This is a genomic window from Serratia sp. AR11, from assembly GCF_056376275.1.
This window is the reverse complement of the sequence record NZ_CM150739.1, coordinates 1,302,831-1,314,934: the sequence shown is the minus strand read 5'-3', so window position 1 is coordinate 1,314,934 and position 12,104 is coordinate 1,302,831. Positions and strand designations below refer to the sequence as shown.

The following is a 12,104-nucleotide window of genomic DNA, read 5'->3' as shown; positions in this document are numbered from 1 at the left end:
CGTCAAGAATAAACATTGACGGTCAGTGGAAATAATCTTACCTACAATAACGAGGTTACCATGAGCACCAATAATATTATCAATGCACAAGCAGCAGATGACGCCGCTATCATGCCGGATATGACCAATAAAAAAATCATGATGGGTTTTTGGCACAACTGGGCCGCCGGTGCCAGTGACGGTTATCAGCAAGGCCAGTTTGCCAATATGAATCTGACCGACATTCCGGCCGAATATAACGTGGTCGCCGTGGCCTTTATGAAAGGCGAAGGCATCCCAACCTTCAAGCCTTACAACCTGTCTGATGCCGAGTTCCGCCGTCAGGTTGGCGTGCTCAATAGCCAGGGCCGCGCAGTGCTGATTTCACTGGGTGGCGCAGACGCGCATATCGAATTGAAAACCGGCGACGAAGACAAGCTGGCCAACGAGATTATCCGCCTGGTGGAAACTTATGGCTTCGATGGGTTGGATATCGATCTGGAACAGGCCGCTATTGGCGCAGCCAATAATAAAACCGTGTTGCCGGTTGCACTGAAAAAAGTAAAATCGCACTATGCGGCCGAAGGTAAAAACTTTATTGTCAGCATGGCGCCAGAATTCCCTTATTTACGCACCAACGGCACTTACCTGGATTATATTACCGCGCTCGAAGGCTATTACGATTTTATCGCGCCGCAATATTATAATCAGGGCGGTGACGGTATCTGGGTTGATGAAGCCAACGGCGGTAAAGGCGCCTGGATCACCCAGAATAACGACGCCATGAAAGAAGACTTCCTGTATTACCTGACCGAAAGCCTGGTTACCGGCACCCGTGGCTACAGCAAAATCCCGGCAGCCAAATTCGTTATCGGTCTGCCAACCAATAATGACGCTGCCGCCACCGGTTATGTGGTTGACAAGATGGCGGTCTATAACGCCTTCGCACGTCTTGACGCCAAAGGTTTGTCGATCAAGGGCCTGATGACCTGGTCGGTAAACTGGGACAATGGCCGGAGCAAAGCCGGCGTGGCATATAACTGGGAGTTCAAAACACGTTACGCAGCCCTGATCCAGGGAGGGGTCATTCCGCAACCGGGAAAGCCTGATGCGCCGACGGCATTGAACGCCACCGCGATCGCTGCAACGTCTTTGACGTTGAACTGGACGGCTTCCAGCAGCGTCAATCCGGTTAGCCAATACACGGTTTACCGTAACGGTAGCGCTATCGGCCAGACCGGCGGCCTGTCGCTGCAAGACAGCGGCCTGACTCCGGCAACGCAATACAGCTACTTCGTTACCGCCACCGATAACCAGGGCAGCACCTCACTGCCGAGCAGTGCGCTGGCGGTGAAAACCGCAGACGGCGGCACACCGCCCGATCCTACCCCAGGCGAGTGGCAGAACAACCACAGCTATAAGGCCGGCGATGTAGTGACCTATAAAGGCAAGAAGTACACCTGTCTTCAGGCCCACACCTCTAACGCAGGCTGGACGCCGGATGCGGCCTTCACCCTGTGGCAGTTGACCGCCTGATAAGCGGCAATGAGTTGCCGGAAAAACTGTCCGGCAACTCATCTATTCAGTAAAAAATTGCACATTCGTTAATTTAAACCTCCATTAACTGAACATCCGCTAATATTCACCCTATCCCAAACAACTATTTTTCGGCGTAGCGCTAAAACGCTTGCATCCCCTGCCGCTTTTGACGCATTTTCATAAACACAACGCAGCAAAACCGCGCCATCGCTGATGAGCCAACCATGCTGCCTATAACAACCAAAACAACATCACAGTCTAAAAAAGTCGTTAGGAGAGTCGGTATATGTGTTCTATTTTCGGTGTGCTCGATCTGAAGTCCGATCCCGTTGAACTGCGTAAGAAAGCGCTGGAGCTGTCCCGTCTGATGCGCCATCGCGGCCCGGACTGGTCCGGCGTTTACGCCAGCGATAAAGCCATTCTGGTGCATGAGCGCCTGTCGATTGTCGACGTCAACAATGGCGCCCAACCGCTGTACAACGCTGCGCACACCCACGTTCTGGCGGTTAACGGTGAAATTTACAACCACCAGGCGCTGCGCCAGCAACTTAGCGATCGCTATGAGTTCCAGACCGGTTCCGACTGTGAGGTGATCCTGGCGCTGTATCAGGAAAAAGGCACCGACTTCCTCGACGATCTACAAGGCATGTTCGCCTTTGCCCTGTACGACTCCGAGAAAGACGCCTACCTGATTGGCCGCGATCATTTGGGCATTATCCCGCTATACATGGGGCATGATGAATTCGGCAACCTGTACGTGGCCTCTGAAATGAAAGCGCTGGTGCCGGTTTGCCGTACCATCAAAGAATTCCCGGCGGGCAGCTACCTGTGGAGCCAGGACGGCGAGATCCGCGAATATTACCAGCGTGACTGGTTCGATTACGACGCGGTTAAAGACAACGTCACCGACGCCAACGCCCTGCGCAACGCACTGGAAGATTCAGTGAAAAGCCACCTGATGTCCGACGTGCCGTATGGCGTGCTGCTGTCTGGCGGTCTGGACTCTTCGGTGATCTCCGCCATTACCAAAAAGTACGCCGCACGCCGTGTGGAAGATCAAGAGCGCAGCGAAGCCTGGTGGCCACAACTGCACTCCTTCGCCGTCGGCCTGGAAGGTTCACCGGATCTGCGCGCCGCGCAGGAAGTGGCTAACCACCTGGGCACCGTGCACCATGAAATTCATTTCACCGTGCAGGAAGGCCTGGACGCCATTCGCGACGTGATTTATCACATCGAAACCTATGACGTCACCACCATTCGTGCCTCGACCCCGATGTACCTGATGTCGCGCAAGATCAAGGCGATGGGCATCAAGATGGTGCTGTCTGGTGAAGGTGCGGACGAAGTGTTCGGCGGTTACCTGTACTTCCATAAGGCACCGGATGCCCGTGAGTTCCACGACGAAACCGTGCGTAAACTGCTGGCGTTGCATATGTTTGACTGTGCGCGCGCCAACAAGGCGATGTCCGCCTGGGGTGTGGAAGCCCGCGTGCCGTTCCTGGATAAAAAATTCCTCGACGTGGCGATGCGCATCAACCCGAAAGACAAAATGTGCGGCAATGGCAAAATGGAAAAACATATCCTGCGTGAATGTTTTGAGTCCTATCTGCCGGCCAGCGTGGCCTGGCGCCAGAAAGAGCAGTTCTCCGACGGCGTTGGCTACAGCTGGATCGACACCTTGAAAGAAGTCGCTGCCAAGCAGATCAGCGATCAACAGCTCGAAACCGCACGTTTCCGCTTCCCGTACAACACGCCGAGCTCCAAGGAAGGCTACCTGTATCGCGAAATCTTTGAAGAGCTGTTCCCACTGCCAAGCGCGGCCGAGTGCGTGCCTGGCGGCCCGTCAGTGGCCTGCTCCTCAGCGAAAGCCATCGAATGGGATGAGTCGTTCAAAAAGATGGACGATCCTTCTGGTCGTGCAGTCGGCGTTCACCAGTCCGCCTATAAATAATCGCCGGACGTTTTATTCCCTGGGCGGACCTTCGGGTCCGCCTTTTTGTTGATGTTTTCAACCATTAATTGTCTGAATTGATGATTTTATCGCCATACTGTTCACAACCCAGACAAACAACACATCCGGTCGCTTTTTCGGGAAAAAACTTGTTGACGCAAAACGGCCATATACGCATAATGCGCCCCGCAACGCCGATGAAGGTTGCGCGAAAAAAGATGGCTACGTAGCTCAGCTGGTTAGAGCACATCACTCATAATGATGGGGTCACAGGTTCAAATCCCGTCGTAGCCACCATCTTTTTTTTGCGGGAGTGGCGAAATTGGTAGACGCACTAGATTTAGGTTCTAGCGCCGCAAGGTGTGCGAGTTCAAGTCTCGCCTCCCGCACCATTTCTTATCATCGGGTTGCAGGCATCAGATGGGGTATCGCCAAGCGGTAAGGCACTGGTTTTTGATACCAGCATTCCCTGGTTCGAATCCAGGTACCCCAGCCATTTTTTAAATGGTTGGATGCAGTAAGAAGAAGTTGAAAATTTGTTGATGGGGTATCGCCAAGCGGTAAGGCACTGGTTTTTGATACCAGCATTCCCTGGTTCGAATCCAGGTACCCCAGCCATCAACATCATTGACTTTTAAAGTAAAATATCAAAAAATGGCTACGTAGCTCAGCTGGTTAGAGCACATCACTCATAATGATGGGGTCACAGGTTCAAATCCCGTCGTAGCCACCATATTTTACTGTTTTACAATTGGGGTGTCGCCAAGCGGTAAGGCTCTGGTTTCTGATACCAGCATACCCAGGTTCGAATCCTGGCACCCCAGCCACATTTAGAAAAGCCCGCTTCGGCGGGCTTTTTGCTGTCTGTCATTCGGCAAATGACCGGGCCCAGCAAGCTGAACCCGTTCAGGTTATAAACCCAGCGCGTACTTCAACGCATTTTCCTTTAGCTTGCCCGCCCGTTGTGCCGCCATCAACGCAAGATTGCGTGCCACGCTTAACGGTGCCAAATTATTGCTAAAGGCGGTGTAAAACAGATCCATGCCGCTTTGCATCAGCAAATTATCGGTACGGCGACGACGCTGATAGCGCATCAGCACCGCTTCGCTGCTCCAGTCCTCACCCTGTTCCCGTGCCTCACTCAACACCGCCAGCAAGGCGTCCACATCGCGATATCCCAGATTCACGCCCTGCCCGGCTAACGGATTAATGGTGTGCGCCGCGTCACCGAGCAACGCCAGCCCCGGTAACACATAGCGCTGTGCGTGGCGACGTGCCAACGGGAAAGATCCGGCAGCATGTACCTTCACCGTTCCCAAACGTGCGGGAAACGCCTCAGCGATTTCGCGCTCAAGCTGCGCTGGCGGCATCGCCTGCAACTGACGGATACGCTGCGGGCTGTCGTACCACACCAGCGAGGCCCATTGATCATACAGCGGCAGGAAAGCGCGTGGGCCCGAAGGGAAAAATTGCTGCCAGGTTACATCCTGCTGCGGCGCACCGGTCTCAACGGTGATCAGCATGCAGGACTGACGGTACTGCCAGCCGCTGGTGCCGATAGCCGCCAGATTACGCACCTGCGAGTTGGCACCATCAGCGCCGACCACCAAACGCGCCTGAAGCGTCTCAGAAGAGTCCAGTGTCACTTGCCAATGGTCATCGCCCCGTTGCAGCGAACGCAGCCTGGCGGGGCAATAGAGCGTCAGATTGTCGCACTGCTCGAGTTGCTGCCACAGCGCCAGTTGCAAAATGCGGTTTTCCACCATAAAGCCCAGCTCCGGCAGGCCGAGTGAAGCGGCGTCAAACGCCACCCGTGCCGACGCCCACTCCCAGGTTTCCAAACGGCGGTACGGCGCGGTGCGCATCGCTTGCACCGCCGGCCAGGCGCCGAGCTGTTTGAGCAACCCTACCGAGGTGCAGCCAATCGCGGAAATACGCAAGTCCGGCGGGCTTTGCGCATCAAACGCTTGCGGCGCCTGATGTTCCAGCAATGCCACCGACCAACCGGCCTGCGCCAGCCCCAGCGCGGCGGCCGCGCCAACCATGCCACCGCCTACCACCACCGCGTCATACCGTTTTTGAGAAGTGTTCATATTGTTGGCTATTTTTTCTTGGTTAATTATCGCCATCCCCACCGGCATGGCGTTTGGCATCAGTGTAACGGATTTTTAATTTGGCTTCAGGTCGCATGCCGTTTTCCCCGCGCTGGTCACAACGGCGTCAAATGTTTACAATAGCGCCCTGCATGTCGCGTATCGCAACTTTCGCTCCGCACTGAGTAATGGCAAGTCAATGACCAAAAAACTACATATCAAAACCTGGGGCTGCCAGATGAATGAATATGATTCATCAAAAATGGCGGACTTACTGGGAAGCACGCACGGTTATCAATGGACCGACAACGCTGAAGAAGCGGACGTGCTGCTGCTCAATACCTGCTCGATCCGCGAGAAAGCGCAGGAAAAAGTTTTCGCCATGTTGGGCCGCTGGAGGCTGCTGAAAGAAAAGAACCCGGCGCTGATTATCGGCGTGGGTGGCTGCGTGGCCTCGCAGGAAGGTGAACACATCCGTAGCCGTGCGCCCTGTGTCGACGTGGTGTTTGGGCCGCAAACCCTGCACCGCCTGCCGGAAATGCTCAATCACGTGCAGGGCACCCGCAGCCCAATCGTCGATATCAGCTTCCCGGAGATCGAAAAGTTCGACCGCCTGCCGGAACCCCGTGCAGAAGGCCCGACCGCCTTTGTCTCCATCATGGAAGGCTGCAACAAATACTGTACCTTCTGCGTGGTGCCTTATACCCGCGGAGAAGAAGTCAGCCGCCCAAGCGACGACGTGCTGTTTGAAGTCGCCCAACTGGCGGCGCAGGGCGTGCGTGAAGTCAACCTGCTCGGCCAGAACGTCAATGCCTACCGCGGGGCAACCTACGACGGCGGCATCTGCTCCTTTGCCGAACTGTTGCGCCTGGTGGCGGCCATTGACGGCATCGACCGCATCCGCTACACCACCAGCCATCCGATTGAATTCACCGACGATATTATTGCGGTATACGAAGACACGCCGGAGTTGGTCAGCTTCCTGCATCTGCCGGTACAGAGCGGTTCAGACCGCATACTGACCATGATGAAGCGCGCGCACACCGCACTGGAATACAAAGCGATCATTCGCAAACTGCGCAAGGCGCGGCCGGACATTCAGCTCAGCTCTGATTTTATTATCGGCTTCCCAGGGGAAACCCAGGCCGACTTCGAACAGACCATGAACCTGATTGCCGAGATCAACTTCGACACCAGCTTCAGCTTTATCTACTCGTCACGCCCAGGTACCCCGGCGGCCGATATGGTGGACGACGTCAGCGAAGACGAAAAGAAACAGCGCCTGTATATCCTGCAGGATCGCATCAACCAGCAGGTGCTGCAGTTCAGCCGCCGGATGCTCGGTACCGTTCAGCGCATTCTGGTGGAAGGCACCTCACGTAAAAGCGTGATGGAGCTGGCGGGGCGTACCGCCTGCAACCGCATGGTAAACTTTGAAGGCACGCCGGATATGATTGGCCAGTTCGTGGATGTGGAAATCACCGAAGTCCTGACCAACTCACTGCGTGGCGCAGTAGTGCGTACCGAACAGCAGATGGATCTGCGCGTACATGAATCCCCGCAGTCGGTGATCGCCCGTACCCGCAAAGAGAATGCGCTGGGTGTCGGCATTTACCAGCCCTGATGCTGTTTTAGCCTGGCGCTAACCGTGGCGGCCGCGCTTCCCGCCGCCACGATAACGATGATCCTTATTATTTCTCTGTCGGGCCTCTCGCCCGGCAATTTTCTTTTTTTTATTTTTTTGATTGAAGAGGCGACATAGCATGCAACTCCCACACTGCCCGAAGTGCAATTCCGAATACACTTATCAGGACAACAATCTGTTTATCTGTCCTGAGTGCGCCCATGAGTGGAGCGACAGCGCCCCGGCGGAAGACAACGATGCGCTGATTGTCAAAGATGCCAACGGCAACCTGCTGGCCGACGGCGACGCCGTGACCGTGGTAAAAGATCTGAAGGTCAAAGGCAGCTCTTCGATGCTGAAAATTGGTACCAAGGTGAAGAACATTCGCCTGGTGGAAGGCGACCACAACATCGACTGCAAAATTGATGGCTTTGGCCAAATGAAACTGAAGTCCGAGTTCGTGAAAAAGAACTGATCCCTGCTTCCATTCTCAAGTCATTACGCGGCTGTTTTGGCCGCGTTTTTCCTCCCCCTACCCTTGAAATTCAGCGCCGACGCACAGATAGATCATGGGTAAACTTGCGCCCATGCGTCGCACCATGAATAATTCAGGGTAGAGAACCTCAGGGTTTGCCCTGAATGCGCGTACCGAAAATCAACCAGGCCCGATATGAGCCTTGAGGAATAGTTTGAACGTCGCAACACAAGAAATTTTGTTAGAGCCGGCAGACAATCAGCGATTGCTCAGCCTGTGCGGCCCGTTTGATGACAATATCAAACAACTCGAACGCCGGTTGGGCATTGAAATCAACCGCCGTGATAACCGTTTCAAGCTGGTTGGCAAAAACCTGTGCGTGGTTGCCGCCGCCGATATCCTGCGTCACCTGTATGTGGACACCTCGCCCATCCGCGGCGTGATCCCGGATATCGACCCGGAACAGATCCATCTGGCCATCAAAGAAAGCCGGGTGTTGGAACAGGTTGCCGACAGCGTGCCGGATTACGGCAAAGCGGTCACCATCAAAACCAAACGCGGTATGGTGAAACCGCGCACGCCGAACCAGGCGCAGTACATCGCCAATATTCTCGACCATGATATTACCTTCGGTATTGGCCCGGCCGGTACCGGCAAAACCTATCTGGCGGTTGCCGCTGCGGTAGACGCGCTGGAACGTCAGGAAATTCGTCGCATTATGCTGACCCGCCCTGCGGTCGAGGCCGGTGAGAAACTGGGCTTCCTGCCGGGAGATCTGAGCCAAAAGGTCGATCCTTATCTGCGCCCGCTGTACGACGCCCTGTTCGAAATGCTGGGCTTTGAGCGCGTGGAGAAACTGATTGAACGTAACGTGATTGAAGTGGCACCCCTGGCCTATATGCGCGGTCGTACCCTGAACGATGCGTTTATCATTCTTGATGAGAGCCAGAACACCACCATCGAACAGATGAAAATGTTCCTGACGCGCATCGGCTTCAATTCAAAGGCAGTGATTACCGGTGACGTGACGCAGATAGACCTGCCGCGCAACCAAAAATCCGGCCTGCGCCATGCCGTGGAAGTGCTGTCGGACGTCGAAGAACTGAGCTTCAACTTCTTCCATAGTGAAGACGTGGTACGTCATCCGGTGGTGGCCCGCGTGGTCATCGCCTATGAAGCCTGGGAAGCCGCCGAACAAAAGCGCAAAGACGCCATTGCCGAACAACGTAAACGCGAGGCGACCCTCGCCTCCGAGCAGGAGACACCATGAGTCAGGTGATTTTGGATCTGCAGCTGGCCTGTGCAGATAACAGTGGCCTGCCGGACGAAGCCACCTTCCAGCGCTGGCTGGAAGGCGTGCTGCCGCAGTTTCAGGAAGAAGCGGAGGTCACCATTCGCCTGGTGGATGAAGCCGAAAGCAATGAACTGAACCTGACTTATCGTGGCATGGACAAACCGACCAACGTGTTGTCATTCCCGTTCGAAGCTCCCCCGGGTATCGAGCTGCCGCTGCTTGGCGATCTGATCATCTGCCGTCAGGTGGTTGAACGGGAAGCCGCTGAGCAAGACAAGGCGCTGGAGGCCCACTGGGCGCATATGGTTGTCCATGGCAGCCTTCATCTGCTAGGGTATGACCACATCGAAGACGATGAAGCCGAAGAAATGGAGTCTTTGGAAACCGAAATCATGCACGGACTGGGTTACCCGGACCCGTACCTGGCGGAAAAAGACCCCCTCTGACGTCAGCTGATTTCCCCGCAGCCCCTGTATGGGGCTGTCGCTGACTCCCCTAACTCTGACATGAGTGATATTAACTAAAACGCCATGAGCGACGACCATTCACAAAGCAATGACAGCCCCAGTCCCAAGAAGGGGTTCTTTACTCTTATCCTTAACCAGCTGTTCCACGGCGAACCAAAAAACCGTGGCGATCTGGTAGAGCTGATCCGTGATTCCGAGCAAAACGACCTGATCGATCCCGATACCCGTGACATGCTGGAAGGCGTGATGGATATCGCCGAGCAGCGCGTGCGCGACATCATGATCCCGCGCTCCCAGATGGTGACGCTCAAGCGTAACCAAACGCTGGAAGAGTGCCTGGACGTGATTATCGAATCCGCCCACTCGCGCTTCCCGGTGATCAGCGAAGATAAAGATCACATCGAAGGCATTCTGATGGCCAAGGATCTGCTGCCGTTTATGCGCGCAGAGTCCGAGGAATTCAGCATCGACAAGGTGCTGCGCACCGCAGTGGTGGTGCCGGAAAGCAAGCGGGTCGACCGGATGCTGAAGGAGTTCCGCTCCCAGCGTTATCACATGGCGATTGTCATTGACGAATTCGGCGGCGTGTCCGGCCTGGTCACTATCGAAGACATTCTGGAACTGATTGTCGGCGAAATTGAAGACGAGTATGACGACGAGGACGACCTGGACATCCGCCAGCTCAGCCGTCATATGTATACCGTGCGCGCACTGGCGCCGATTGAAGACTTCAACGAAGCCTTCGGCACCCACTTCAGCGACGACGAGGTCGACACCATCGGTGGCCTGGTCATGCAAGCCTTCGGCCACCTGCCTGCACGTGGGGAAACCATTGAAATCGAAGGTTACCTATTTAAAGTTGCGATGGCCGACAGTCGACGTATCATCCAGGTTCATGTAAAAATTCCGGACGATTCTCCGCAACCGAAACTGGAAGAATAAATCGAACATGGCTAAAGCCTCTTACCTTGATCGCCAGTGGGTTCGCGCCCTGCTGGCGCTGTTGACTGGTGCCAGTGGCACGCTGGCGTTTTCCCCTTACGATATCTGGCCGGCGGCCATTGTCTCCCTGGTTGGCCTGCTGGCCGTTACCCTGAACCGCACCACCAAACAGTCCGCCCTGCTCGGCTTCTGCTGGGGCTTTGGCCTGTTTGGTAGCGGGATCAACTGGGTTTACGTCAGTATCGCCGACTTCGGTGGCATGCCGTTTTCCGTCAATATCTTCCTGGTGGCGCTGCTCGCCGCCTATCTGTCTCTGTATACCGGGCTGTTCGCCGGCTTGCTGGCACGCCTTTGGCCAACCACCAGTTGGTATCGCCTGGCCATTGCTGCTCCGGTGCTGTGGCAGGTCACCGAGTTTTTACGCGGCTGGGTGCTGACCGGCTTCCCCTGGCTGCAATTTGGCTACAGCCAACTCAACGGCCCGCTGAAAGGCGTAGCGCCGCTGCTGGGGGTGGATACCATCACCTTTATGCTGATGGCGATTGCCGGGTTGCTGGTGTATGCCGTCAATCAACGTCGCATCACGCCGGCGGTGGTGGCGGTTGCACTGCTGCTGTTGCCGTGGCCGCTGCGCCAGTTGCATTGGTACACCCCTCAACCGGACAAGGCGGTTAACGTCGCTATGGTGCAGGGCAATATCGCTCAGTCGATGAAGTGGGACCCGAAAGCGCTGGTCAGTACGCTGCAAACCTATCTGGATGAAACCCGTCCTTATATGGGCAAAGCGCCGATCATCATTTGGCCGGAATCTGCCATCCCGGATTACGAAGCCAGCCAGAACGGCTTCCTGACCATGATGGACGACCTGATGCGTGCCAAAAACAGTAGCCTGATCACCGGCATTGTTGACGTTCGTGCCACCCCGCAGGGCCAGCAAATCTACAACAGCGCCATCGTGTTGGGTGAACCGACGCCGTACGTTTATCCGGCCAAAGACCGCTACAACAAGCACCATCTGGTGCCGTTCGGCGAGTTTGTTCCGTTGGAAACCCTGCTGCGTCCACTGGCGCCGTTCTTCGACCTGCCGATGTCCTCTTTCAGCCGTGGCGATTACGTCCAGCCTCAGCTCAGCGTGAAGGGCTACAACCTGACGGCGGCGATTTGTTATGAAATTGTCCTCGGCCAGCAGGTGCGCGATAACTTCCGCCCGGACACCAACTTCCTACTGACCATCTCCAACGATGCCTGGTTCGGTCATTCCATCGGCCCGTGGCAGCACTTCCAGATGGCGCGCATGCGTGCACTTGAGTTGGGCAGACCTCTGTTGCGCAGCACCAACAACGGCGTGACAGCCGCAGTGGATGCTAACGGTGAAGTGATTGCAGAGATCCCGCAGTTCACTCGCAAGGTGCTGGAGGTGAAAATGACCCCCACCACTGGCATTACGCCTTATGCCCGCTTTGGCGCCACGCCATTGTGGGTAATCACCTTGCTGCTCGGCGGTCTGGCGCTGTTCCTCGGCATGCGTCGTAAATAATCCCCCGGGGCGTGGCCATCGGCGCGCCCCGTTGTTTTTCCCTCCCTGTCAAAAATCATTGCCAAATCAACGCTTCTGGCACACTCCTTGCTTTACTTACTCCGTGATTTAGAGCCGATTTACTTTTGCTGACGTTTCGTCGTATTTGCGCACAACTCGAGAGCATCACTGGCACCATCAAGGTGCATTGGGGTTTTGTTGCA

Annotated in this window: 9 protein-coding genes and 6 tRNA genes; 14 read left to right on the top strand and 1 reads right to left on the bottom strand. The window is 55.5% G+C overall.

Annotation, left to right across the window (positions count from 1 at the left end):
- Positions 1-60 precede the first annotated feature (60 nt).
- The 8 genes from chiC (at position 61) to ACSOSI_RS06225 (ending at position 4,296) form a co-directional block, all read left to right on the top strand.
- Positions 61-1,515 (top strand): chitinase ChiC, encoded by a 1,455-nt coding sequence (chiC, locus tag ACSOSI_RS06260; protein ID WP_012005660.1) that lies wholly within the window; start codon positions 61-63, stop codon positions 1,513-1,515.
- A gap of 289 nt (positions 1,516-1,804) precedes the next feature.
- A complete protein-coding gene (gene asnB, locus ACSOSI_RS06255; protein ID WP_012005659.1) occupies positions 1,805-3,469 on the top strand; it encodes an asparagine synthase B in 1,665 nt (554 codons plus the stop codon).
- A gap of 220 nt (positions 3,470-3,689) precedes the next feature.
- Positions 3,690-3,766 (top strand) — tRNA-Met (locus tag ACSOSI_RS06250).
- Between the two features lie 10 nt (positions 3,767-3,776).
- Positions 3,777-3,861 (top strand) — tRNA-Leu (locus ACSOSI_RS06245).
- A 29-nt stretch (positions 3,862-3,890) separates the two neighbouring features.
- Positions 3,891-3,965, top strand: a tRNA-Gln gene (locus ACSOSI_RS06240).
- Between the two features lie 47 nt (positions 3,966-4,012).
- Positions 4,013-4,087: transfer RNA gene (locus ACSOSI_RS06235), tRNA-Gln, on the top strand.
- A 38-nt stretch (positions 4,088-4,125) separates the two neighbouring features.
- Positions 4,126-4,202, top strand: a tRNA-Met gene (locus tag ACSOSI_RS06230).
- A 19-nt stretch (positions 4,203-4,221) separates the two neighbouring features.
- Positions 4,222-4,296, top strand: a tRNA-Gln gene (locus ACSOSI_RS06225).
- Between the two features lie 84 nt (positions 4,297-4,380).
- Here ACSOSI_RS06225 and ubiF read toward each other — a convergent pair.
- A complete protein-coding gene (gene ubiF / locus ACSOSI_RS06220; RefSeq protein ID WP_218215567.1) occupies positions 4,381-5,562 on the bottom strand; it encodes a 3-demethoxyubiquinol 3-hydroxylase in 1,182 nt (393 codons plus the stop codon).
- Between the two features lie 199 nt (positions 5,563-5,761).
- On the opposite strand from ubiF, the gene miaB reads away from it, so the two are divergent.
- From miaB to lnt, 6 genes are all read left to right on the top strand, one after another.
- Entirely contained in the window at positions 5,762-7,186 is a 1,425-nt protein-coding gene (miaB, locus tag ACSOSI_RS06215; RefSeq protein WP_017891922.1) for a tRNA (N6-isopentenyl adenosine(37)-C2)-methylthiotransferase MiaB, read from the top strand.
- Between the two features lie 139 nt (positions 7,187-7,325).
- Positions 7,326-7,661, top strand: coding sequence for a zinc ribbon domain-containing protein YjdM (locus ACSOSI_RS06210; RefSeq protein WP_085115587.1), 336 nt, complete (start codon positions 7,326-7,328; stop codon positions 7,659-7,661).
- A 214-nt stretch (positions 7,662-7,875) separates the two neighbouring features.
- Entirely contained in the window at positions 7,876-8,931 is a 1,056-nt protein-coding gene (locus tag ACSOSI_RS06205) for a PhoH family protein (protein ID WP_012005655.1), read from the top strand.
- Positions 8,928-9,401: an rRNA maturation RNase YbeY gene (gene ybeY / locus ACSOSI_RS06200; protein WP_012005654.1), complete on the top strand. Its 474-nt coding sequence runs from the start codon at positions 8,928-8,930 to the stop codon at positions 9,399-9,401. The genes ACSOSI_RS06205 and ybeY overlap by 4 nt, the downstream gene beginning before the upstream one ends.
- An 84-nt stretch (positions 9,402-9,485) precedes the next feature.
- Positions 9,486-10,364 (top strand): CNNM family magnesium/cobalt transport protein CorC, encoded by an 879-nt coding sequence (gene corC / locus ACSOSI_RS06195; RefSeq protein ID WP_012005653.1) that lies wholly within the window; start codon positions 9,486-9,488, stop codon positions 10,362-10,364.
- Between the two features lie 7 nt (positions 10,365-10,371).
- Positions 10,372-11,901, top strand: a complete 1,530-nt coding sequence (gene lnt / locus ACSOSI_RS06190; RefSeq protein ID WP_476706710.1) for an apolipoprotein N-acyltransferase — start codon at positions 10,372-10,374, stop codon at positions 11,899-11,901.
- Positions 11,902-12,104: the final 203 nt, after the last annotated feature.

Bases quoted from the DNA above. Each gene is read 5' to 3' on its own strand.
- chiC (WP_012005660.1), top strand. From the start codon at position 61: ATGAGCACCAATAATATTATCAATGCACAAGCAGCAGATGACGCCGCT.
- asnB (WP_012005659.1), top strand. From the start codon at position 1,805: ATGTGTTCTATTTTCGGTGTGCTCGATCTGAAGTCCGATCCCGTTGAA.
- ubiF (WP_218215567.1), bottom strand. From the start codon at position 5,562: ATGAACACTTCTCAAAAACGGTATGACGCGGTGGTGGTAGGCGGTGGC.
- miaB (WP_017891922.1), top strand. From the start codon at position 5,762: ATGACCAAAAAACTACATATCAAAACCTGGGGCTGCCAGATGAATGAA.
- ACSOSI_RS06210 (WP_085115587.1), top strand. From the start codon at position 7,326: ATGCAACTCCCACACTGCCCGAAGTGCAATTCCGAATACACTTATCAG.
- ybeY (WP_012005654.1), top strand. From the start codon at position 8,928: ATGAGTCAGGTGATTTTGGATCTGCAGCTGGCCTGTGCAGATAACAGT.
- corC (WP_012005653.1), top strand. From the start codon at position 9,486: ATGAGCGACGACCATTCACAAAGCAATGACAGCCCCAGTCCCAAGAAG.
- lnt (WP_476706710.1), top strand. From the start codon at position 10,372: ATGGCTAAAGCCTCTTACCTTGATCGCCAGTGGGTTCGCGCCCTGCTG.